Below are 23092 nucleotides of genomic sequence, written 5' to 3'. Positions count from 1 at the left end.
GTACACGAGAGGCTCCACCTGATGGTGGAGCCTCTCTGCGGTCGGCCTAGTTACCCTCTGTTCCCAAAATTCAGCAACAGGGGTAGACCGCGCAAGACTGGCCTCGATTCTATCGGAGCCAGAACCTCGAGCCGAGCCGAGGGGGCCGGTGGCTCGTCGCTGGAAGCGCCTCACTCCGTCCGAGCGTGTCCTCGTGGCGCAGCGCTACGAGGCAGGGGAGACGTCCATCGCTCTTGCTCGTGAGTACGGAGTCGCGAAGTCCACCATCCTCAGCATCCTGCGTGAGGCGAACGTGGTGGTTCGGCGACAACCGCTAACGCCCGAGCAGGTGTCGCAGGCCGCCGCGCTCTACGAATCTGGACGGTCGCTATCGCGGGTCGCAGCCGAGTTGTCGCTCAAGCAGGACACGATCCGGTTGGCCCTCAAGGCAGCGGGCGTCAGGCTGCGTCCTGCGACTGGTCGCTGAGACATGGGTGGGTCGCCATTACCCATGGCCCAGCCGCTTGCTTTCCTCATCGTTCGTTACCGCGGGTCAAACTGAGGTGCGAGGCCCCGGCCGCTCACCAATAGCGCCTGCGTGAGTTGCAACGCTCTCTTAGCGTGTGCCGGTACGGTCGTACGGGCCTGGTCGCCTGCGGCCGTAAACACTGGAGTCGAACGATCAAGCGAGATCCACGCTGATGCTTCGGATGTGAAGCGAGTCGTGGTGTCGCAAGGCGGCTATCACTGGCTCAATCCCCTCGTTGCGGCTTTCAGCACGAAGAATCCCGCTACCAACGCGGATGGCGGTTTCCTCACCCTCGGCTTCGAGCAGCATGAGCAGCGGTGCGCAAACTCTCATGGCCAGGGCGCCGTCGTGCGCAGCCGCGAACGCCAGAGCTTGAACAGCTTCTGCACGCACCTCTGTGTTGGACTCACGCGTCAAGGCGAGCAATGCGTTGTCATAACCTGCGCGCCCGGTCATCACTCGGATGGCGGTCCGACGCTCTTGCTCGTTGCCTGATAGTAAGTCCGTGAGCCGGCTGTCCCACTCAGGGGAAGGGTCCGCGAGCTCTAGGTATAGCCACGCAAATGCCGGACCCGGATCTCCGAAGAAACCCGCGAAGAGACTACTTGCATCGCTCCGACTCGCTGTCGTCAGATCGTGGGCAGCCAGCCGAAGTGGCTCACGGCAGAGCCGAGGTATTGCACTGTGGTGTTCGGCAAGAAATTCAACCGCTGCTGTCTTGCGCTCGTGCAGGGCATGGCGTTCAGCGATGCCGCGGGTGATCAGTTCCCACGCAGCTGCGCGGGTGGCAGTCGGACCGTAGACCGCAAGCTGAGCGGTGAAGTAGTACGGATCAAGCCCGCCTATGGCGATGCCGCTTGATCGAGTCGTATAGCCGTCCATGACTCGCGCGCACTCTGCGACTATCGCGCCGCCTTCGGCTGGGGATAGCGAGTCAACAGTGAACCCGCTTGGTAGCGTCGTGAGTTCGCCCCGCATGATTCGGTCGTGGACGTCGTTGCGGGCCGCCTCGACTGTCCGCGCGACTGTGTTGAGCAGCATCCGGCGAACCCACGACGATGACTCCATTCCTAGCGCCCGCGGGCCGCGTCCGTTTGAGTGGTGGTCTTTCGCTTCGTTGCGATGATCAGCTGTCGTTAGTTTAGGCGGCGGTGATCTCGGGGAGTATCACCGCCTCGTCGATGGTGGGGGTGGTCGCGGTGAGCTCGGTCATGGAGGCTTCGGAGAAGTAGCGGCGGTCGGCGGCTTCCCATTCGTCGTGTTGCTCGACGAGGACGGAGCCGGCCAGGCGGAGCAGGGCGGCGTTGTTCGGGAACACGCCAACGACGTCGGTGCGGCGCTTGATCTCCCGATTGAGGCGTTCCAGCGGGTTCGTGGACCAGATCTGTCGCCAATGCCGGGCGGGGAACGCTTTGAACGCGAGGATGTCGTCACGGGCGTCGGTGAGCATCACGGCGGTCTTGGGGTGGACGCGCTCGATCATGCGCACGACTTCGTCGAACTGGGCATCGATGTGCTCGGCGTCGGGTTGGGCGAAGATCGTGCGGATCACGCTGGCGACCATCTCCTGCCGGCCCTTCGGGAGGGCGGTCAGGACGTTGCGCATGAAGTGGACGCGGCAGCGCTGCCAGGCGGCGCCCTGCAACACGGTCGCTGCGGCCTTCTTCAGTCCGGCGTGGGCGTCGGAGATCACCAGCTTCACCCCGCCCAGACCTCGTGTCTTCAACGAGCGCAGGAACTGCTTCCAGAACTCCTCGGTCTCGCTGTCTCCGACATCGAAGCCCAGCACGACCCGCCGCCCGTCAGCGGCGACGCCGATCGCGACGACGACCGCCTGGGACACGACACGGTGGTCGATGCGGACCTTGCAGTAGGTCGCGTCGAGGAACACGTAGGGGTAGGCGATGTCAGACAGCGAGCGGTCGCGGAACGATGCGACCTCGGCGTCGAGCCCTTGGCAGATGCGGGACACCTCGGACTTCGAGATGCCAGTGTCAGCGCCGAGCGCTTTGACGAGGTCATCGACCTTCCGGGTTGAGACGCCGTGGAGGTAGGCCTCCATCACGACCGCGAACAAGGCTTGGTCGACCCGGCGGCGCCGCTCCAGCAGCGACGGGAAGAACGACCCCTGCCGCAACTTCGGGATCCGCAACTCCAGATCCCCAGCCGTGGTCGACAGCACCCGCGGCCGGGAACCGTTGCGGGTAGTCGTGCGCTCGCTCGTGCGCTCGTAGGGGGCGGCGCCGATGAATGCGGCTGTCTCCGCGTCGATCAGCTCCTGGTAGAGCCGCTCGGTCGCGGCTCGGATGCGGTCGGTGGTGCCGGTGAGCTTCAGTTCCCCGAGCAGCTCGAGGAGGGCAGACTGGTCAAGAGCCATCGTGCGGTGTCGTCTTTCTGTGTGAGTTCTTGGTCGTTCTCACTGACCATCGCACGATGGCTCACCCCGTCGCGGTCACGACGCCGCGGGCCCGAAAGACCACCACCCCGCGGGACTCCAGGCGCCCGCGAAACGATTGCATCGGCCCGCGATTCGATGAGACTCGAGTCCACGGAGTCGATGATTCTGTGCGCGGGTCGTTCAAGGAGTTGTGAAGTGTCTGAAGCGAGATTGAGCAGCACGTCGAGCGCCGCGACTTGCTGCGTTGGAGTCAAATGAAGTCCGAGGCCTGCCAACGCGGACATTACATCGCCGACTGGCCAGTAGCTCAGATTGAAGCGTGCCGAGAATTCTGTCGGATCGTTGACCGCACGAAGGAGGTATGGGACCCATTCCTGAGCTACGTCGGATGTCAAGTAGCTGCCGGCGATGTCGAGCGACCTGAGGTCCGCACGGACGGACGTCGGCGTCGAGTTAGCAAGGGTGACCTCGACCATGTAGTCAGTCACGACGGCAAGTGGGCCCGCGGTGCGAAAGTTGCGAACCGCCAGCTCGAGTTCATCAGGATATCCCGCACGTCGGAGAAGCGCTAGATACTGGGAAGGGCTCACGAGGGCAGCGCCGGGCGATGATAAACCCGCGATCGCGCGAAGATATCTTGCGTAACGGCTCGAGCGTTGGTTGCCTACGAGCCGGGCCGACCATTCGGCGCTAACGAGTTCGTTGTGTGTGACGTCGCTGCCACCGATGATCCTAGATCGATCGTTTCCCCACCGGTTGAACCCCCGTCGGAGGTAATCGTTCAGCGCTGCCTCAAACTGCTGCGCACGCCACCACGAAAGAGTCGTATCGAAAGCCTGAACTGCAGCGGCGAGATCGCCGGAATCGGGAGCCAGGTCGAAGAGGGCAAGTATTCCCGCAGACCTGATTGCAGAGTTGATGGGCCCTGACGCGAACGAGTCGTGCATGGCGAGGCTGGCCGCGAACTGTTGGCGGGCTTCTGTTATACCCCCGTTGTCATAGAGTGCCCAGCCGAGCTGGATCGCTACCCACGCCTGTTCGAGGGAGGTCTCCGAGTTCCTGACACTTCGGAGCAGTTCGATTGCGCCGGACCTATCGTCCGCGTCCAGACGGATCAACGAGAGACATACAGCTCGTGCAACGGCGATGTGGTCAGGAAGCTGTTCAGCGACGAGAGACTCCAGCCGTGTTGTATCTCCGTTCATCAATTGATAAACGGCGGACGCGAATTGCCATCCCGGATCTGTTGAATCCGCCGCCGCGTTCGGTGTCATGATCTCGGCGTTCCGCGCAGACGCCTCACGCCAGTAATGAGGTGTAGCTTGCAGACAGAGAGCCACCGCTTCAGGCCACAGCAACTGATTGCCGATCCCCTGATTCGGGTGGGGAGCCACGATACGCGAAGCGATCAACGCGTATCTCGCCCACTCTTCCTCGGGCACGTCGCGGATGCTGAACTTCCATCGAGCACCCTCGAGTGAGTACGTCTCCCGAGCGCTTGCAGCCAGCCTCGTCCACTCGGCCGCGGCCCCGTCACCGAGCTGCTGGTCATCGGGCACGAACACGCGTAGCCCCTTCTTCGTGCGCCGGATGGTCGTGCGATCCAGGCGAGCCCACAATCGTCGTTGGCGAGTGGAGTCCTGCATGACGAGGAGGTGCGGGATGTGATGGTTCGCCCAATATGCCTCATGGGCGCGGTCACTCTCTCGGAACCACCACCCCGCTTGCCGTCGACCATCGTCGGGTAGCGAAACCAGCTATCTCCTGTCTTCACCTGAACGCCAAGAAGTGTGCCCAGGTCGACAAGGTCGGGTGCCCTGACCTGAACGAAAAGGTCGGTGCCGAGGTCGTGCTTGCCGGTCGGGAGCGGTCCCCAGCCCAGGTCGTTGAAGAAGAGCATCACTGCGTTCTGGCCTGCTTCACCGATTTGGTCACGAGCCGGCTGTTTCATAGAACTTCCAATACGAACATGAGGACAGTGTGTCAAGCAACGCCGGGTTCAGATGCATACGGGCGATTTACGGCGTTCGAGTGCCACGCTTCCTCATGCAGCTGTTCTTTGAGGTCTCGGGCCATCCAGCGTCTTCCGCTCGGCTCCTGACCACAGTGCATCCTGCGACCGATCGCTGGCTTCCCGGCGAGCTGTTGTCGAGCGCAGGTCTCGGTCCCGCTAGGTTCATGTCGTGAACTCATACGTTGACGCAGCGGTCCTTGGGCTGGTCGGCGTAGGTGTTGGCGCGCTCGTCTCCCTGATTGGGACAGTCATCGTGCCGTGGGTGCGTGACTCTATCGATCGTAGGAGGGATGCCCGCGAACGCCTCGACGATGAACGGCGGCAGAACCTGCTGTTAGCTATGGACGCCCTGTTGGAGATGCGACAAGCAAGACCTGGCGAACCGGACCGCGCCGCAGCACTAACGCGCTTTGCTGCTGCGCGGAATCGGCTGATGGTGAGGCTCACGGCGGATGAAGAACCGGTCTCGCAGGTGCTGATGCTGATGTTCGCCATGGTTCAAGGGAATCCAAGTCTGGCCGTCGAGAATATGCTCGGTCAGGCGATGGAGGTGCTGACCTTGTGGGCTCGGGGCGATGTAGCAACGACGGCGATCATCTCAGAAGTCGAGGCGCGAACCGGGATTCAGTTCTCAGAGGACCTGGTGACTGTGGCGTCCAATATCGCGTAGTCCACACCTGCGTCTGCGCAAATTGCGCGCGACGCGGTATTGAATAGAATCTCAGAGCGATTCGGAAAAGTATGACTCCACGTCGGGCACAACGACCTCAAGGCCCACCGGATGTACCTGCCCCGGATTCCTCGCCGGTCGACGAAAGTGAATACACCGCGACGCCGCCCAGCAAACAAGGGATCCCTGATATCGGCAAGGGGTTTCGCTGGTACGATCTTCCCTACCTAGCACTTCGGGCACTGCAGCGCGCTCGCATGGATCGGTGGATTCCCGGTCGCTGGCGAGTGAAGCTTCGCGAAGTGAACAACTTTTTGTTTCAGACGCACCACACACGCGAGCGGCGCCATGGTCAAGACCTGTATCGGTTCGACAAGATCGAAATTCCGAACGGCGAAGGCGTGGCGATGCCATATGTCTGGGTTGTGGAGTACTTCACGGCGAGCGGTATCGAAAAACTCTACCGTCGAATTCGACGGTATGGATGGGACGGTGCTCGCTTTCTGGGCAATGATCCGGGCGGCACAGAATCTGTCATCTCATCGCGCCGCGGGGATGGTCGTACGTGGTGGAGGATGGCGGAATTGACCTCGTGGTCCGCTGCGTACGCGTCGATCGAAGCCCACCGGACTAGGTTGCCGAGTGGGGTCAAGAGTATCAGCTTGATCGGGGTTTCTGTCGGCAAGGGGCTCACTGCTGTCGTGGCGGGGTTCTCGCTCGAAGAGGCGGTATCTGAGGGACTCAATGATCAACTGAATAAGCCGCATCGGTTTGAAGTCATCCGGCGGAATGGGCAGATGGCAGTGTCGCAGGGGCCCAAAGCTGTGGTTCATTACCGGGTTCAGCGCGCCCGGCACAAAGTGCATCGGGGGCTTCGGCGATGGATGAGCCGTTCGTTGCCGGGCGCCTTTGCGCGCGCCCACCATCCTCACCCGCTCTTCGAGGTCATCTTCTTCAATGTCGCCGATCCTGCTGTTACCGAGACGAGCGATCATCGGGTGGAGAACGACGCGCTGCGCGCGGTGGGGGTGGCAGAGCATTCGGTATATCGCGTAACGAGCGACGAACTCCCAGGTCTCCACCTGGAGCTCCCGGGGCGCGGGGACTGGGCGCCGGATATCTCCGAGAACGTGTGGTCGTTCTGGGGCAATCGCCGCGCAATTTCACTCCTCACATCGAAAACTGGGCATAGCGGTGTGAACGCCGCAGGGTACTTCGTGGGTTCGTACACGACAGATTTCATGGCCCGGTTTGGTCTCACGGCGCTGCTGCGACTCCTACGAAGCAACGCGTCAACTGCTCACGATAACGCTCGTCGCTTACACGGTGGCACGACAAGCCGCGACCTCAAACGTCTGCGCCTCCGCACCCTCACCACGAGCCTTGACCTGGCGACACTCGAGGCCGACATTAAGAGCTACAACACACGGCGTTGGAGGGACCGGGAGCCTGACTTCTATCTCGACTACTCGGCTTGGTTGAAGAAGCGGGACGAACAAGCTGGTCGCAAGCGATTCCGGCCCGTCAATTTGAATAGGGAAGAAAGAAAGCTTCAAAAACGTCTGGCCCGGGAGCTGGTCGAGTTTGATGCGGAATACCGCGAGGTGCTCAGCACCGTTGCCTCGTTAGGCGCATCTCTCGATTCGCGCCGTGTTCAGCGCGTCGCGATCTGGGTATCTGCTGCATCGCTTGTCGTGGCGCTGGTGACGTTGTGGGCGACGCAAAACCCACCGCCAGACCTGATCGTAGGTGGATGCTCGTTCCTGGGCATGCTGGGCTGGAGCCTGTGTTAGCGCTTGAATGAGCCCAGTTGTCTGCACCTCACACGAGGTTGACGTGCTCGAATGACGGGCGAACCTGGTATGCACATCTGCCGTAAATGCGCCACAATTCATTCGTCATCGCGATTGTAACCGGACGTACGACAGTCGGGTCCTGTTGCGCTCAGCGCTTCAGTGCAGCAGTCTCGGGTGGCACGGATACCTTCGGCCTCGCTTGAGTCGCCGCGCGTTCTGAACCGCGCAGAGAAGTCAGATCCCTTACGGGCTGTAAACTCCTCGTCCGCGGCCCCACCAGAGGCGCCCGGAAATGAGGATCAGTTTGAGACGTCGATTCGACAGCGGCGAGCGTCGGGAGGCGGCCGAACTTTCGGGCCTTGTACGAGCCGTTGTGACGCAGATTCACCCGAGGGTGCTGGCGACACAGGTGCTGGGCCGCGATAGCTACATCATGCGCAGCACGCTTTACTACCCGGCACAGAAGATGTATCCCATCCCACCGTTGCGTGACTGCGTGATCGAGGATACTTGCGCAAACTGCCTCGACTATCGCACATGGCGTAATGGCTACGAAGTGTGGGCGCAAGAGCACAGCGTGGAGGTGCTGCCGGAGATGGTTTCTCCAGCCCGGATCGAGCTCGACGATCTTGCGCTGGTGCCGCGATCCACCGATCCGATCAGCTCGTGGTTGGGATTCGTCGGCGCGATGATCGAGCTTGCACGCTGACGAGTGTGTGGTCGCTGCGTTGCTTGCCCCGAAGCTGATGGTGACGGCACCGTTCGGTGGGGGCTCGCCGTTGCCAGACGGCGCCAGATCGTCCTTTTGGTGTTCGATGCTGGAACACGATATCGGCTCACGTCTGCAGCCCCAGCAGGCGATATCGGCGCGCAGGATGGTCGGTCTGGGACTCGACGCGACGGTATTGGCCAGGCCTGCCCGAACGCCTTGAGAGCCTTCGCTAGCCAAGGCTTTCGCGCTCCCGGCGGAGTCAGCGGGATCAGGCGGCGAGTGAGTCGCTGTTCATCGGGCTGGTGCGGTCCGACCGAGGCTACGCTCAGAGCGAGATGGTCGTTGCCTCAGGGTAGAGGCCGTCCCGGTATTGTCACCCGTTCCGCCAGCGTGTCCGCTCGCGGTCAAGACTTGAGTTGGCCCATGGGCGGCTGTTGACCCTCACGATCCGGTGCGGGTCGAGTGGAGAGGATCGATCGCATGGGCATTGAGTCGTTCCGTCGAGCGGCAGGTCGCGGCAATCGCGAGCCGCGATTCGAGTGGTTCGGTGACCAGCTCGAGCCGACGTTGCTTCTCCGCCAGCGACTCAGCTATCGCCTCGACATGATTGCCTCTCTGCGGAGGCACCTTGGGGAAGGGATCTCTGGCCTTGCGTCCGTCGACTCGGATATGCGCGCGGATGATGAGGTCTTGCAGCCGTTCCAGGTATCGCATCTAGCGGGGCACTCCATTGCCATGGCCCTCGACGCACTTGGCACCCTTGAATTGATTCTTCGGGACCCATCCGGCAGCTTGCGTATCCCGCTCTTCGGTGTGTATCCGGTTGCGCGGCAGGCTCTCGAGGCTTCGGCGATGGGCCTGTGGGTTGTCGGGCCGGCGAGCCCTGCGGTGCGACGGACCCGCGCTCTGCGAGCGCAGATCCAAGAAGCCCGAGAGGAATCAAGGCTGGTTGCTGCATTCCTGGAGGACCGCCCGAAGGATATGCCGGAGAAACGCAAGTACAAGGCTCGCCAGCGGCAGGAGCAAGCGACCAAATCCGAACGGGTCGACCGCATCGTCGACGTGGCAAAGGTGGCGCAACTCGACGTGAAGGAGGTGAGGAACGGCGTCCAATCAATGCGTGCTTTGCTCGACGAGGTCGACGAGCTGCACCCCACACCCGAGGCATCCCTTCGAGCCGTTTGGCAGTACCTCTCTGGCCTGGCCCATCCGTCGCAGCTTCGGGCAATCCAAGCATCGGATCTCCAGCTCACCGATACGTCGGAACCGGGCATCTCCCATGCGCGGATGACTGCGAAGGAGGAAATTGTCCTACTATCTCTCGATGTTGCGCTGACTCTGATGGGTGATCTGCTCGATGTAGTCGCAAAGCGCGCGCTAAACCCCGCAGTCAGGTGGATGCGTGCGGACCTCGGGACCCCACCCGGCTGGCGCCTGAGCCAATAGACGCAGTTCAGCACGTACTCGCTGACGATGGAGCGGGCCCCTACTCCGCCATCATCCTCACCAGCAGCGCGATCATGACGTCCTTTTCCTTCGGGTCGCTCATGGCGATGAGCAGCGTGGTAGCTGCTAACGCGTTGTTGGACACGCGCGGGGTGCCGTCAGCGTTATTGAGGATGCCGTTTCGGGCGAGGAAGGCGACGAAGAGGGCCGCAGCGGTGCGTTTGTTGCCGTCGGATAGCGGGTGGTCCTTGACGACGAGGTATAGCAGGTTAGCTGCCTTCTCCTCGACGGTCGGGTATAGCTCCCGGCCCCCAAAGCTCTGGTACAGCGCTGCGATGATTCCCGCGAGGCCCTCGCCACGTTCCCGACCGAACAGCGCATCGTTGGGAAACTCAACGCGGAGTTGCTCAATGACGCTGCGCGCCTCTGCGTGGGTCAGTTCCCAGCCAGGAGCGACTGAGGGACGGGCTTCTATGTGTCCTTCGTCGTAGTCGCGGAGGAGAGTAAGTCCGGGGAGGTAGCTCTGGAGCACGTCGGCCACACCGGCGACAAGCTCGTCGCTGGAGCGGCCGAGGATATGCACGATCGTGCCGAGTTGCTTCAGGCGTTGCTCGTTGAGCGCGTAACCACGCACGAGGTAGTCGCGGAGTTTCGCGGTGGCCCAGATGCGGAACTGGGTGGCTGTGGTGCTCTTGACGCGGTAGCCGACCGAGAGGATGGCATCCAGGTTGTAATGTGCAACGGCTCGACGAACGGAGCGCGAGCCTTCGACGCGAACCTGTAAGAAATCCTTACTCGTTGCTCCGCGGTCGAGTTCTCCCTCGCTGTAGACGTTGCGCAGGTGCATGGTGATGTTCTCGCGGGTGGTCTGGAATAGTTCCGCGATCTGCTGTTGGCTCAGCCAGACTGTCTCGGCTTCGAGTCGGACGTCGAGGGCCGGGGCGCCGTCTTCGCGCGTGTAGAGGATCACCTCGCCGGATGGCCGGGGGTCGCTCATGCCGCGTTCGTCCGATCCTGCATATTCCCATCCTGCCCCGGGATTTCCCAGTAGTCCGGGATCATGGAGATGCGGTAGCTGAGGTTCCGGACGAAGTTCGGGTCGTGGAAGTCCTCCATCGCGTTACGAATCTGCATCGCCAGGAGCATGCCGTGCTGCTGCGGGGGAGTGGGGCAGGCGAAAGAGGAAGCATTCATCTGCCCCTGAGTATGCGAAACTATGTTCGATAAGTCAATCAGTAACCTGGCCACGGCTGCGGGCATCCACAGCAAGTGGGCGCATTCGCGGTACGGATCCCGCCGTCGGACTGACGCCGTCGTGGTGTTCCGAATGTGCTGGCGCCAATGACGGCGCCGTCGGCCAAGCTGAACCTATGAATCTGCGGACGCGAGGTGCTGTGATCAACGACGACCCGATTGTCGGGGATGACGTCCAGGCCGACCAGCTGGGACGCCGTGACTTCGCGAGGTCCGCAGCCCAGGTGCTTGACGATCTGCGACACTCGGGCGTCTCGTCCGTCGTCGGACTCGTCGGTCCATGGGGTGGCGGGAAGACGAGCGTGCTCAACATGATCAAGTCGACGCTCGAAGCGGAGAACGCAAGCGACGGCGACTGGCTCATTTCTACATTCAACCCGTGGCTCTATCAGGACATGGCCACATTGCAGATGGCGTTCTTCCGCGAACTTGCTTCGGCGCTGCCGGGGCACGGCAAGGGCAAGAATGCCCGCAAGTTGCTCGCGAAGTTCGGTAACGCGGTCGCACCGCTTGGTTCCCTTGCCGCGCTGCTGGGCGGCCCTGACCTCTCCAAGCCGGTGCAGGCGATCAGCAGTCTGATTTCCCCAGACGAGAGCGCGACGAAGATCCAGGCTCAGCTCGAGAAGACACTGCATGAACTCGGGCGCCCGGTGCTCATGGTGTTGGATGACTTGGATCGACTGGCCCCTGATGAATTGCTTCTGACGCTCAAGCTCATTCGCCTCATCGGACGCTTGCCGAACGTGTACTACATCGTGGCCTACGACGAGGAGACGTTGCTCGACTGCCTGAGCCGGACCGGGCTCGTCGGAGATGACCCGCGGCGGGGCGTGGACTACTTGGAGAAAATCATCCAGGTTCGACTCGATGTTCCTCCCGTCCGACAGCACCAACTCGACGAATGGGTGGAACGTTCGCTACTCAACCTCCAGGAGCGGTATGAGCTCGATTTTGCAGGCGATGCGCAACGTCGTCTGCAACACGCGTTCTACGGGCATATCCGAGAGAGGCTTACAACTCCCCGTGCGATGAAGCGCTACTTCGGGCAAGTCGACGCGTTCCTTGGCGACGTGCACGAAGAGATCGACGCCGTCGACATTCTTGTCCTGACCTGGTTCCGGACCGCTGAGCCACTCGTCTACGACATGATCGAGCGAGAGCGCTCAGCACTCCTCGGTGAGATCAAGAACATTGAGACCGCTGACCTTTTCGGCAAACCGGACAAGGATCGCCTTCGCGAGTTCTGGGCCCTCCGTCTCGAGGGCGCGCGCGTGTCTAGGCTGCACATGGAGGGTGTAGCCGATCTCATCGGTCTGCTTTTTCCGCGGTTCCACGCTCACTGGAACCGAGAGGACATGAACCAACCGTCGAGCCCACCCCCGGCCCGCCGCCTCCAAAACTCCGACTACTTCGACCGCTACTTCGCATTCCGAGTACCCCCAGAGGACATCTCCGACCTAGATGCCAGGGCCGCGCTCCAGCAGATCGTGACGCACGAGGACGGGAGCGAGCGCGCACTGGTGGAGTCGAAGATCACCGAAGACACCAACAATCTCGCACTCGCCCTCGGCAAAATGACCGCCGTCTATCAAGCAGATCTCGTTGGGGGAGCTGCACTCCTTGATTGGATCGCGCGGCAAAGGGCCAAGCTCTCGACTGATGAAGACGGTATGTTCACCCCGGAGATGCGGTCTCGATGGGCTGCCCAGCGGGTGTATCTGCTTCTGCCGGTCAAGGACCTCCCCGGCGCGATAGATGCGCTTGCAGCGACAGAAGGCGGACTCGAGCTTGCATCGCATCTCGTCTCAGCGGCAGCGAACGATCAGTCGGTCCGTTGGTCACCAGAACGGGCCCCGCACTTCGACAGTGCAGCACTTCGATTCGCCGCGGCGGTGCGCGCTCGATTCGACCAGTACGCAATCGTCCCTGTTCTCGACGTTCCAGTTGACACGTGGAGGCTCCTCTACTATTGGCAGATCATCGATCAAGCAGACGCCAGTGCCTGGATCAAGTCACGGATCGAATCGGGCGCATGGACACTTACCGATGTTCTGACGCGGTTCGTCTCAACGCGGAGGCTTGTAGGCGTGCCAGACGCACCCTGGACCGTCGGGGACCTTAACATCGAGCTACTCGACCGTCTGCTTGGAGTCGACGACGTAGTCGCGTCCCTTCACGACGACATCACCACTGCCGACCACATCGACCCGGATGTGCGGCGCCTGGAGGACACCTACGAGAACCGCCGGGCAGTCATGCTCTCCCAACTCGACCGAGAGCGACGACGACGCGAGCTTTCCTCCGACATCAGCGAAGCAGGACCCGAGAGCGAGTGATGGAGGAGCAGGCACAGGCGTCTCTAAAGCTTCGCCCTCCAACGGTCTACCTCGATCAGTGGGTGTGGATCCGGCTCGCGAAGGCGAACATCGGAAAGCCCCTGCAGCGAGACGACCTGCGTGTTCTCGAAGCGGTCCGGGCTGCTGCAGAGCGAGGTATCCGGTTCCCGCTCTCATCAACACACTATGAGGAGACGACCCGGATTGGATCCGCGGAGCGGCGCCGCGAACTGGCCCGCGTTATGGCGCCGATCTCGCAGATGCAGACGTTCCGAAGCCACAGCTCGTTGCTGCGCCATCAGTTCTTAGTGGCCCTGCACGAGACAGTAGGTCGACCCACGTTCCGCCCAACGCAACCGCAGGTGATCGGTATCGGCGTGTACTGGGCGTTCGCCGGTGTGCAGGCATTCTTCAAGGTCCTCGATCCGACCGGCCGAGTCATCCAGTCCGTGGATGGCGCTTGGTTGCGTCATCTCAATCAGTACGGCGAGGCTGCAGTCTTGGCGGGTCCGATGCCGGACGAGCTCCCCAGCCTGCTCGAACTGGGGTACGTCATGCCACAAGAACTAGAGAAGTGCGAAGGCAGCCGCGTGGATTACGAGGAGTGGCTCATCCAGCGGCTGACTGAGGAGCCTCGCGACCTCGATGAGCTTCGCGCGGTTGTGATGGCCCGGGAGGTCGACCATGAATACTCTCAGCTCCTCGGCGAGCTCTTTAAGGAGTACCGGGTGTCCTTTGCGACAATCGCCGGCGGCAGTACGGGCATGGCGATGCGAGCGAAGGCCATCGCGTTCACAGAACGCGTTCCCACCGCGCGAATATCTGTCGACCTCAAAGTCGAGGTGTTTCGTAACAGGAACCGACGCTGGTCCTGGAACATGTTGAGGGACATTGACGCGCTCAGCATTGCAGTGCCGTACTGTCACCTCGTGGTGGCCGATCGTGACGCGACATCACTCCTGCGTCGAACAGGAGCGGACAAGCGTCACGAGACAGCGGTGATCGCGTCGCTTGAGAAACTTCCAGATCAGCTCGATCTTCTTTCGAACAGTGCGGCCGACACATCAACGGGCTGGGATGAACTTGGACCGAACGACGGCGAGTACCATTTTGACGCCCCCGGAACCCTGATGTACGACGAGAAGCTTGCTGGGGCCAAGCTGCGCCTGATTGACGATCTCGGCCGACTGGTAATACGTCCAGTGGCAGCCGGTGGCTAAGAGCCGACCGGACGGCCGAACAGGCGTGGCTACGGGGCCACGCGGCCGATGGACGGAGCGGCGGCTTGTGCGCTACGTGATTGGGTTCGATCTGGCCGCGCGGCCCGACTTTTTCGGGACCACGATGGGCGGTAGTTGGTCTATAGCAGCTCGCAGCGCCGCATTATGTACGGCCTGCTCTGCGGGTGTCGCGGGCCAGTCCCTCAACACGGCCGTGACGATTCTCCCGCCGACCATGAGGGTCTGCACGGGCCGGCCGAGGCTCCGCGCCGCTTGTCGAGCGATCTGACGCCATAAGTCGACAGTGACGGTGAGGTCGGCGATCTCAGCATTCGCGTAACCTCGGGCAGCCAGATCAGCGGCGATCTGTTCTTGGAGTGCTGCGCCCGGCAGCTTCGGGGTATCCACAGTTCAGGGTGGATCAAGAAACCGGCCGGATTCGAGGGCTTGCGCCTTCCTGCGACATGAGCAACCGGAGATCGGGCATCTGCTCAGCTCAATGACGTCAGCAACATCCACCCCCCACCGCCGGTGCGACGAGGGAGGCTATTGACGTGAGCCACGAACGGCATGCAAGGCGTTGAATGCTGCCAGCGCCTCACTGCGCATCTCTTGCACCATCGCGAGGCGATAGGCGTCGCGGACGGCGCGGGGGAGTCGACCCTGAGTGCCTACGTGGTGTCCGTTGGTCAGCGCCCAGGCAGTCACTGCAGCACGCGAATCGTCGAGGGACTCCGCAATGGCGAGTTCCTCATCGGCCTCCAGAAAGACATCCAGGCTGTCAACACACTCCTGCATGAAATCGGTCGGGTCTGGATATCTGCGGGAGAGTTCGTCGCGAATGGCGCGGCCCAGTTCCTTGTCATTAGTCCCGATAGCATCGATGTCGTCCGCCACTTCGAGTCGGCCCGGAAAGTCCACGTATTCTGTGCCCGGGGTATATGCAGCGAGGAACCGTTCATCCAGCTCGGCGAGTCGGTCAAGGAAAATGTTGACGAGGCTAGCCAACTCCGCCGGGGAGCGCGCTATCCGCTGAGTGTCATCGAGCCGTTCGTCTTTCATGCTTTTGACTATGAGATGTTTGGGAGCGACTGGGAAGACGTAGAAATGACAACGCTTCGATGCGGCAGGGGCGGCTATCGCGCAGGTGGAGGCTCGGTTGGCGACGAATTGAAACCTGGTGGACGGGTGGGCCGAGCCGCGCCGCAGGTGCCGACGATATGGAAGAGGGCGGTGGTCGTAAGTGACCACCGCCCTTCGTCAAGGCCGGTTGCTTCCGCCCGCACTGTCTTCAACGCGCTCGACACGTACCTCTAGAGCTGGCGACATCTCCTGCAGGAGCGCCGCCCAGATCACCGTCTCGACGTAGTCGTCACGGTCGACCGGTTCCTCCTGCCAGCGACTCCCGCCGCGCTGGCGGGTCCGGACTCGATAGACGCCAGGCTCGATCAACCGCCTCCGAAGGTCCATTGGCAGCTCGGTATTCTCGCCCTCGCCGTCGGCCACTCCAACAACCGCGACATCGCCGACAAGCCGGGCGTCGCGGGCCTGCGGGACGTGGAATCGCCACAGGAACGTGGCGCGGCGGTTGAACGGCAAGTCGCGGATGAGCCCCTCGTCGTTGACGTACATCGTGACGCCGAGGTCCGGGATGTCGACCGCTTCGATCCAGCCGCCCACGGCCCGCTGGAAGTCTTGGAGCGAATCCAACGTGGCGGTCTTGAGGGGTGCGGTGTTGTCTGCCGGGATGATGATGCCCTGCACCATGGTGGTGTTCGTCCTTTGTGCGTGCGACCGGGAACCGGGATGGTTCTCGTGAAATCGCAGAGCACAAACGAGGCACTTTCATCGCTCGGGGCGAGGATGAGGCGGGCGGCCGGCGAGCAAGCGTCCTAGAGGGACGTCGCTCGAGCCGGCCGCCCGTCGAGGTGGAGCCGTCAGGTGCCCTGGGGCTTCGGTGGCGTGCGCGGGGTCTTCGGCTCGGGGCGCGAGTCGAAGATGGCGGCGATGGCGTCACGTTTGCCCGCTGCCTCGCGTTCGATCTCGTCGCGGACGTCATTCGCGCGGCGTTGGATGGCTGGGTCGGCTTTGGTTTTGTCGATCCAGGCTTCGATGGCGAGGCGGACTTCGTCGGTGACGGTCCGGTCGTTGAGCTGCGCGATGATGTCCAGTTGGGTGCGGGTCGACTCGTTGAGCCTCACCGCCAGGGGTTTGATCGGTCCGTAGCCGAGTCCATTGGCGGACGAGACCGAGGCGGGCGGGGTGTTGACGTTGGACTCGCTCATGTGGGCGGGTCACCTCCTTGACGGGTGCGGCCGAGAACTCGAATGGTTCTCTACAGACCGCGGTCCAGCAACGAGGGAGCTGTGTCGCGCTCTTCCAGTGAACGACGAATTGCGCGCCACGCCAACCGTCCGATCGGAGCGCGAGGGAGCGGCGGAACATCACCGCGCAGAGAGCATCACTTCACACGTCGGTAACGCGGCGCCGATACGGTTCCGTTGAGCGGTGAGATGTCTCCTGCTCGCCGTCGGTCGCGGTTCTCCCCCAGCAACTGCGGCCGACGGCTCGCAGCAGTCTCGCGGGCACCCTCATCCGTTGCTAATCTCGACCGTGATACTGGTCGAGAAGCCGTTGCTGGTCAGATCGACACGTGCTTCACCAGGCTGCGCGTCGTCGGGGACGGTGACCGTTGCGGTGAATGTGCCGTTGTACAGCGGCGCGCTTCCGAGGGGCTGTGGGGTTCCCTCCTGCGAGAAACTCAGGTCGACACTCGTCCAGGCGGAGGGCGCAGAGTCGTCCGGTGTGTCGACGCACGCGGACCAATCGCTTCCCTCGATCGTGACGGAACCACCCGGTTCGATCGTTGTACGGGACAGTGTGGCGTGCGGTTCGGCGCATGCCTGCTCGGCAGGGACTCCCGGCGAGGTGGGGTTCGGACCGGGGCTGGCGCACCCCGCGAGCAGCGCGACGACCGCGATGGCGGTCGCTGCAGCCTTAGCCGCGGTGCTTGACATAAAGTCCTGCCAGGTCGCCTGCGCCGAGGCTGCGCGAGGCGGCGTTGCAGGGGGTGAGGTTGGGGCTCATGGTCAGGTCGTTGCCTCCGTACTCCGTGGCGTGGCCGAGTCCGAGGACGTGTCCGAGTTCGTGAGTGACAACGGATCGGAGGTCGTACTTGTCGCCCGCGCAGCCGGTGGTCGAGGTCACCCAGCTTCTGTTCGACGTGTCGAAGCGAACATCTGCGTACGTTGGCACACCTCCTGAATACCACGTGCATGCGATGCCAAGTAGGTTGCCCGACAGTGAGCCGAAGTCGATGACGTTGCGGCTGTCGGGCGCCGCGCAGGTGTTATCGCCGTTGATGTTGGCGTCGAACGTCCAGTTGCCGTAGCTGATCGCGCCCGGGACGTTGAGGGATCGCGACAGGCCACATGAGTTGGTGCCGCGCTTCCACACGTTCAGCGAAGCCACCGTCATGGCCTCGAACGTCGACTTGGAGACATTCCCGGGCAGCCGTTCGTTGCTGTTGAGGTACAGAGTGCCCGGGCGCCAGTTGCCCGACAGCAAGCTGTACGAATAGTCGTTGCAGCGGGAGTACGCGGCCGCGGCCGCCGCGGCCGTTGCCTGCTCGGCATTGAGTTCGACGAAGGAGCCGTCCGGGAGGATCTCGGCATACTCCATTTCCGGTTCGGTCGTCGACACGGACACTTCACCGCTGTCGTCGACGTCGACTTCAAGGTAGGAGGCATCGCCGCCATCCACCTCGCCGACGGCAGTCACCGTCATCCCTGCCTCAGGGACGGTCACGCCCACACCGTCAGCTTCGACGGTTACGCCCACGACGTCGCACGTGTCCAGGTCGAGACCGTCGACCACGTCAGGGTCAACGATCACGGTCGAGGGGTCGGGAGCGGAACACAGCGGCGCGTTTGCGAGGGCCGCATCCTCGGCGTGAGCGGAGACGACCCCCGTAGTGAGGAGCGCTGCGGACAAGATCAGGACGGCGAGGGGCTTGAACGTGGGCGCACGCATGGAGGTCTGCTTTCGTGGCAGGGACTCGGAGGTGATGCGCGGCCATTGAATCCGCTATGAGTCGCCCGCCGATAGCTTTCACGGAGAAGGTTCAGGCCGTGTTCATCCGATCGATGCCGGCCTGCGCCGGGGGTGCCAGCTTCGGGCTGGGTCAGCTCCAGCGGGATGATTGCACAAGACCCGCCCGCTACCGGTCCACGGGGAGCTGGTCGGCCTCAGACGACGTTGCTTGCTCGTCCCTGTCACAGATTCATTGCCGCGAGGTTGAGCCCGTCGGGGCCGCTGGCGGCGCGCATCATGGTTTCGAGGAGTTCGGTGTCCAGGTGTGGTCCGCGGCTTCCGTAGAACTGGAACCACAGGGGCATGGATGGGCTGAGCAAGATCCAGGTGCGTCCGCCGGTGGCGTTGCTGATCTGGACCATGAAGCTCTCGCCGCGGCGGAGCTTGTTCATCGCTACCACCCTCAGGTGTGCCAGGACGCGGTCTTCGATCTCGAAGCTCGCGGCGGCGTCGTAGCCCAGCTTTCCCATGACCGGATTGTAGGGCCGCACGCGATGCGCAGATGCGGCACGGGACCTGCGTCGATGGGGATAATGTCTGAGCATGCGGCCGACTATCGAGCGCGTGCACCTCACCGTTTCCTGGCTTTGTCAACGTCTTGTGGCCCAGGGGGGACGGCCTGATTTGGCCCATCCAAGATGGTGTCTTCTGAAGGGCTGTGTTCGTCAGGCTGGATGGTGCGCGTTGCCGGATCGAGTTTGCAGTATCGCGCGGAGGACATTGATCACGTCGTCGTGGTCCGTGTTCGTGGCGGCGGCTTCGTCGACGAGTTCGCGGATTCGCCGGATCACCGATTGAGGCAGCACTGCGGCGGAGTCTGCCACGCGCGTCCCGGCCGCGGTCCGGGTGACGACGAGTCCATCCTGCTCGAGCATCTTGTAGGCCTTCGCCGCGGTGCCCTGCGCGACTTTGAGGTCTGCGGCGGTCTGGCGCACCGTGGGAAGCCGCTCGTTCGCGCCCAATTGGCCTGAGACGATGAGCCCGCGAAGCTGCCGGTAGATGTCGATCGCTGGGTTGCTCTCTTCGGGTGTGGTGACGACGACGTGCGATGTCATCGCGTTGCCTCCAGGGTCGCCGGTGTCTCGGTCGGAGCCGATGGTTGGCGGGTCGCTGGGCGGCGTCGCAGGCCACTGCCAGCGACGAGGAGTAGCAGCACGAACCCGGTGATCTCGAGAATGGGAGCGCACCATCCCGCGGCGACGGCGAGCTCGGCGTATCGCCAGGCGGCGTCGTAGGGGTTGTCCCCGTTCTGCCCCGTGACGGTCAGGTGGGAAACCGATCCCGAGTTTGCGATGAAACGCCAGGCGCCGGCGAGTGTGAGAAGAACCGCCGCCGTTGTCACGCGTGTGACGTTGCGCGCGGCCTCTCGACGCGCAGCCCGCTCGGCGATGAGGGTCTCGGTGTGGAGGTATGGGCGCGCCGCATTGCGATCGAACGCGGACCAGGCGACGGCGAGCAGGGCACCCAGGCTGGTGAGCACCGGCAGCCCGTAGGTCCACCCGTAGAAGGGCAGACGGATCGGGTCGATCGTGCTTTCGTTGGGGATGGGAATGACGAGCCAGACGTATTGGCCCTGCACGTTGGGTGACGATGCGAGACCGGCAGCAACGGTCGTCACCACGAGGATCAGAGCCGTGAGCCCCAGGCTGATGAGCGCGAACCGGGAGCTGAAGCTCACCCAGCTTCGACGTTCGGCCGAAATCACGGGAACCTCCGCCGGGGTCGTCCCCCTCGTCACGATGAAAGCGAGGACGATGCCGAGACCGATGATGGCGCACGCGATCGGGGTGGTGAATCGCCACCAATGAAGACGATCCGCACCAGTGAGGATGTAGCCGCGGATCACGTAGTCAACGAAGAAAAAGACGAGCACCCCGGCCGCGGCCCATCCAATCGCACGCCGCTCGGGTGCGTATCGCGCTCGAACTGATCGCGGCTCTGCGGTAAGCGGCCGTGCAGCAGCAGAAGCCCGTGACGTGTAGAGACCTATACCTGCCGCAAGGACCAATGCCACGAAGAACGAGACTGCAGGTAGCGAGAACGCTCCTGCGATCAACTGGGCTGGGTCGAACATGCGCGCACCGCTCATCAACATCACTCATCCAATCTCTTGTGCCACTTGTCTATCACAAGTTGTACCAGATGAGGAGCACAAGATCTGGATGCTGGCGGCCGTCTGGACCGCTAGCGCGCTGGCGTCTTCCTGGTGTGGTTGAGTCGATATGAGTCGGTCCCGGTCTCGATGATGGTGCCGTGGAAGGTGAGTCGGTCGACGATCGCCGCGCAGAGTCTCGGGTCGGTGAATGTCTTCGTCCATCCGCTGAAGGCTTCGTTGGTCGCGATCGCCACGGATGCCTTCTCTTCTCTCTCGGTGAGGACTTGGAACAGGAGTTCGGCGCCTCTGCGATCGAGTTCCATGTAGCCGAGTTCATCGATCAAGAGCAGGTCGACGCGACCGTAGCGGGCGATGGTGCGGTTCAGTTGCATATCGTCGGCGGCTTCGACGAGCTCGTTCACGAGCCGGGTCGCGAGCGTGTATCGGACCCGGTAGCCCTTTTCGGCTGCGGCGGTGCCGAGCCCGATCAGGAGATGCGACTTGCCGGTGCCGGAGTCGCCGATGAGGCAGAGGGGTTCCCCGCGGCGGATCCAGTCGCCTTGCGCGAGGGTGTGGATGGTGGCGGGGTTGATGTTCGGGTTCGCGTCGTAGTCGAAGTCGCCCAACCATTTCTGCCGCGGGAAGCCGGCGTTCTGGACCCGGCGCGTGATGGAGCGGCGGTCCCGGTCGTCGACCTCGGCGAGGAGCAGCTCGGCGAGGTAGCCGAGGTAGGACAGTTGCTCCCGTTTCGCGGTCTGCGTCGCCTCTTCCATCACCGCCCGGATCGTCGGCAGCCGGAGCCGTCGGCAGGCGGAGTCGACGGCGGCCGCGGCGGCTTCCTCAGTCAGGCCGCGGCGGTGGCGGAGCGTGGTCGTAACGTTCGTGAGGGTCGGACTCATGCGCCGGAGGCTCCTTCACTCATGGATGCGGTAACCGCGTGTTTCGCGGCTCTCTTGGTCAGCAATGCGTCGTAGCCGGCGACGGACGGGAGGGGCCGGTTGTCTTGCGGGAGGCCGGCGATGACCGCGGCCGGGTCGGTGAGACGACGTTGCGTGAGCGACACCACCTTCGGCAACGTCGGCGCCTCGATGAGCGCGATGTCATTTTTCTCGAGCTGGGCCGCCGCGAGGCGCGCTTCCACGGCGACGACGTCGGCAGTGACCGCGCCGACGGTGAGCGCGGCACTGATTCCAGCGAGCACCGCCGGGGTCGGCATAGTGCGGTGCAGCAGGAGCACGTCGATGAGCTCTCTCGTGCCGGCTGCATCACCGTTGACCTTCCTCGATTCCGCCCAGAACCCCTCATGCAGCCCAGTGAACGCGCCCGTGTTGCGGGCGTGGGCGAGGGCGGTGGAGCCGCCGAGAGCGCCGGGCTTGTGCTGGAGCACCTCGAGGTAGTGATCGAGCTGGACGGATTGCCCGTAGCGTTCGATGACCCGCTCATGCCGGGCCACGACCTGCCGGCCGTCGAATACGACGAGCTCAGACGCGCGCAGCGAGACGCGGAGTTTGCGGCCGATGAGCCGGACCGGGACGGAGTACTTCGCCTGCCGCACCGTCACCAGCCCGGACCTGTCGACCCGCGGGTAGAGCTCCAGGCCCGGGTCGAACCGATCCCTCGGCAGCTGCGCGAGATGCTCCCGATCGGAGGAGAGGTCCTGGGCGACAGTGCTGATCTTCTGCCCGATCCGCCGTCTCTCATCCCGCAGATCCCATTCACGGATCCGGGCGTTGAGCTCGGCGAGGGACGCGACGACGGGCATGGGTGAGAGCCAGGTGCGGCGGAACCTGCCAACCTCGCCCTCGATGCCGCCCTTCTCGTGCGCCCCGTTGATCCCGGGCTCGCAGTAGAACGCGTCGAACCCGTAATGCGATCGGAACAACGCCCACCGTGTGGTCTCTACCCGCGCCCGGCCGGAGAGAACCTGCGTGACTGCGGGTGAGAGGTTGTCGTACTTGATCTGCAGCGTTGGGACACCGCCGAGTTCCTCGAACGCGTCGATATGGCCTTCCAGGAACGCCTCCAACGCCTGCGTCGGGTAGACGCGGTGCACGGCACGCCCCGAGTGGGAGAGGCGGAACGCGAACATGTAGCACTTTGTCTTCACCCCAGCGAGGATCACCCACAGCTCCCCGAAATCGACCTCCGCCTCAGCGCCGGGCGCGTGTTCCTGCGGGACCATCGCTCGCGACACCCCGCTGGTGCCAAGGATCTCCGGCCGCCGCCACCGCACGTAGTCACGCACCGTCGGGTAGCCGACATCGGCGCCGTGCTCGTCCAGGAGCCGGTGCCAGATCCGGGTCGCGGTCTGCCGCTGCTTCCGCGGCGCGTCGATGTCCTGCCGCAGCATCCCGTCGATAAGCTCCCGCACCCCATCGAGCTTCGGCGCTGCCCGGACCGGGGTCTTCCGCGCCGGCGGCTCTGCGGACTCCAACGCCTGACGGACCGTGCGTCGATGCACTCGGAACCGTTTCGCCAGCGCGTTGATCGACAACCCCTCGACCCGCGCCGCACGACGAATCTCGGCGAACTCTTCCACCCTCGACCTCAC

The 23092-nt window shown here is 63.2% G+C and carries 22 protein-coding genes; 7 read left to right on the top strand and 15 right to left on the bottom strand.

Annotated elements, in window-relative coordinates; translation table 11 throughout:
- Nucleotides 1-148 precede the first annotated feature (148 nt).
- The gene (locus P8R59_RS00930) at nucleotides 149-466 is read left to right on the top strand and encodes a helix-turn-helix domain-containing protein (RefSeq protein WP_278102328.1); all 318 of its coding nucleotides are present in this window, start codon (nucleotides 149-151) and stop codon (nucleotides 464-466) included.
- Between the two features lie 195 nt (nucleotides 467-661).
- Here the strand turns inward: P8R59_RS00930 and P8R59_RS00925 are convergent, their stop codons facing one another.
- The 3 genes from P8R59_RS00925 to P8R59_RS00915 all read right to left on the bottom strand — a co-directional run bounded on the left by P8R59_RS00925 (nucleotide 662) and on the right by P8R59_RS00915 (nucleotide 4663).
- Nucleotides 662-1549 (bottom strand): hypothetical protein, encoded by an 888-nt coding sequence (locus P8R59_RS00925; RefSeq protein ID WP_278102327.1) that lies wholly within the window; start codon nucleotides 1547-1549, stop codon nucleotides 662-664.
- 100 nt (nucleotides 1550-1649) lie between these two features.
- On the bottom strand, nucleotides 1650-2885 hold the full coding sequence (locus P8R59_RS00920; protein WP_046746337.1) for an IS256 family transposase: 1236 nt from the start codon (nucleotides 2883-2885) through the stop codon (nucleotides 1650-1652).
- Entirely contained in the window at nucleotides 2840-4663 is a 1824-nt protein-coding gene (locus P8R59_RS00915; protein WP_278103861.1) for a DUF4365 domain-containing protein, read from the bottom strand. Before P8R59_RS00915 ends, P8R59_RS00920 begins: the two co-directional genes overlap by 46 nt.
- 426 nt (nucleotides 4664-5089) lie before the next feature.
- On the opposite strand from P8R59_RS00915, the gene P8R59_RS00910 reads away from it, so the two are divergent.
- From P8R59_RS00910 to P8R59_RS00895, 4 genes are all read left to right on the top strand, one after another.
- Nucleotides 5090-5590 (top strand): hypothetical protein, encoded by a 501-nt coding sequence (locus tag P8R59_RS00910; protein WP_278102326.1) that lies wholly within the window; start codon nucleotides 5090-5092, stop codon nucleotides 5588-5590.
- A 302-nt stretch (nucleotides 5591-5892) separates the two neighbouring features.
- The gene (locus P8R59_RS00905) at nucleotides 5893-7383 is read left to right on the top strand and encodes a hypothetical protein (RefSeq protein WP_278102325.1); all 1491 of its coding nucleotides are present in this window, start codon (nucleotides 5893-5895) and stop codon (nucleotides 7381-7383) included.
- Nucleotides 7384-7759: 376 nt separating this feature from the next.
- Entirely contained in the window at nucleotides 7760-8095 is a 336-nt protein-coding gene (locus P8R59_RS00900; RefSeq protein WP_278102324.1) for a hypothetical protein, read from the top strand.
- A gap of 483 nt (nucleotides 8096-8578) precedes the next feature.
- On the top strand, nucleotides 8579-9544 hold the full coding sequence (locus P8R59_RS00895; protein ID WP_278102323.1) for a hypothetical protein: 966 nt from the start codon (nucleotides 8579-8581) through the stop codon (nucleotides 9542-9544).
- Nucleotides 9545-9584: 40 nt separating this feature from the next.
- Here P8R59_RS00895 and rhuM read toward each other — a convergent pair whose 3' ends face one another.
- On the bottom strand, nucleotides 9585-10541 hold the full coding sequence (gene rhuM / locus P8R59_RS00890; protein WP_278102322.1) for a RhuM family protein: 957 nt from the start codon (nucleotides 10539-10541) through the stop codon (nucleotides 9585-9587).
- Nucleotides 10538-10738 carry a hypothetical protein gene (locus P8R59_RS00885; RefSeq protein WP_278102321.1) on the bottom strand — a complete coding sequence of 67 codons (201 nt, stop codon included), beginning with the start codon at nucleotides 10736-10738 and terminating at the stop codon, nucleotides 10538-10540. Before P8R59_RS00885 ends, rhuM begins: the two co-directional genes overlap by 4 nt.
- A 200-nt stretch (nucleotides 10739-10938) precedes the next feature.
- On the opposite strand from P8R59_RS00885, the gene P8R59_RS00880 reads away from it, so the two are divergent.
- Entirely contained in the window at nucleotides 10939-13134 is a 2196-nt protein-coding gene (locus tag P8R59_RS00880; RefSeq protein ID WP_278102320.1) for a KAP family P-loop NTPase fold protein, read from the top strand.
- Nucleotides 13134-14354 carry a hypothetical protein gene (locus P8R59_RS00875; RefSeq protein WP_278102319.1) on the top strand — a complete coding sequence of 407 codons (1221 nt, stop codon included), beginning with the start codon at nucleotides 13134-13136 and terminating at the stop codon, nucleotides 14352-14354. Before P8R59_RS00880 ends, P8R59_RS00875 begins: the two co-directional genes overlap by 1 nt.
- Before the next feature lie 546 nt (nucleotides 14355-14900).
- Here P8R59_RS00875 and P8R59_RS00870 read toward each other — a convergent pair.
- From P8R59_RS00870 to istA, 10 genes are all read right to left on the bottom strand, one after another.
- Nucleotides 14901-15416, bottom strand: coding sequence for an Lsr2 family DNA-binding protein (locus tag P8R59_RS00870; protein WP_278102318.1), 516 nt, complete (start codon nucleotides 15414-15416; stop codon nucleotides 14901-14903).
- A gap of 198 nt (nucleotides 15417-15614) precedes the next feature.
- Nucleotides 15615-16121 carry a DUF3846 domain-containing protein gene (locus P8R59_RS00865; protein ID WP_278102317.1) on the bottom strand — a complete coding sequence of 169 codons (507 nt, stop codon included), beginning with the start codon at nucleotides 16119-16121 and terminating at the stop codon, nucleotides 15615-15617.
- Nucleotides 16122-16291: 170 nt separating this feature from the next.
- Nucleotides 16292-16639 carry a hypothetical protein gene (locus P8R59_RS00860; RefSeq protein ID WP_278102316.1) on the bottom strand — a complete coding sequence of 116 codons (348 nt, stop codon included), beginning with the start codon at nucleotides 16637-16639 and terminating at the stop codon, nucleotides 16292-16294.
- Nucleotides 16640-16945: 306 nt separating this feature from the next.
- Complete coding sequence (locus tag P8R59_RS00855; protein WP_278102315.1) at nucleotides 16946-17371, bottom strand: hypothetical protein; 426 nt, start codon at nucleotides 17369-17371, stop codon at nucleotides 16946-16948.
- Nucleotides 17352-18386 (bottom strand): matrixin family metalloprotease, encoded by a 1035-nt coding sequence (locus P8R59_RS00850; RefSeq protein ID WP_278102314.1) that lies wholly within the window; start codon nucleotides 18384-18386, stop codon nucleotides 17352-17354. The genes P8R59_RS00855 and P8R59_RS00850 overlap by 20 nt, the downstream gene beginning before the upstream one ends.
- 242 nt (nucleotides 18387-18628) lie before the next feature.
- A complete protein-coding gene (locus tag P8R59_RS00845) occupies nucleotides 18629-18916 on the bottom strand; it encodes an ATP-dependent DNA ligase (RefSeq protein ID WP_278102313.1) in 288 nt (95 codons plus the stop codon).
- 195 nt (nucleotides 18917-19111) lie between these two features.
- Nucleotides 19112-19501, bottom strand: a complete 390-nt coding sequence (locus tag P8R59_RS00840; RefSeq protein ID WP_278100878.1) for a GntR family transcriptional regulator — start codon at nucleotides 19499-19501, stop codon at nucleotides 19112-19114.
- The gene (locus tag P8R59_RS00835; protein WP_278100877.1) at nucleotides 19498-20319 is read right to left on the bottom strand and encodes a hypothetical protein; all 822 of its coding nucleotides are present in this window, start codon (nucleotides 20317-20319) and stop codon (nucleotides 19498-19500) included. Before P8R59_RS00835 ends, P8R59_RS00840 begins: the two co-directional genes overlap by 4 nt.
- Nucleotides 20320-20630: 311 nt before the next feature.
- Nucleotides 20631-21440: an IS21-like element helper ATPase IstB gene (gene istB / locus P8R59_RS00830; protein ID WP_278100876.1), complete on the bottom strand. Its 810-nt coding sequence runs from the start codon at nucleotides 21438-21440 to the stop codon at nucleotides 20631-20633.
- Nucleotides 21437-23092 carry an IS21 family transposase gene (gene istA / locus P8R59_RS00825; RefSeq protein ID WP_278100875.1) on the bottom strand — a complete coding sequence of 552 codons (1656 nt, stop codon included), beginning with the start codon at nucleotides 23090-23092 and terminating at the stop codon, nucleotides 21437-21439. The genes istB and istA overlap by 4 nt, the downstream gene beginning before the upstream one ends.

The organism is Microbacterium proteolyticum (assembly GCF_029639405.1).
Classification (GTDB): Bacteria; Actinomycetota; Actinomycetes; order Actinomycetales; family Microbacteriaceae; genus Microbacterium.
The sequence above is the reverse complement of the archived record's forward strand: the minus strand, read 5'-3'. Positions and strand labels throughout refer to the sequence as shown.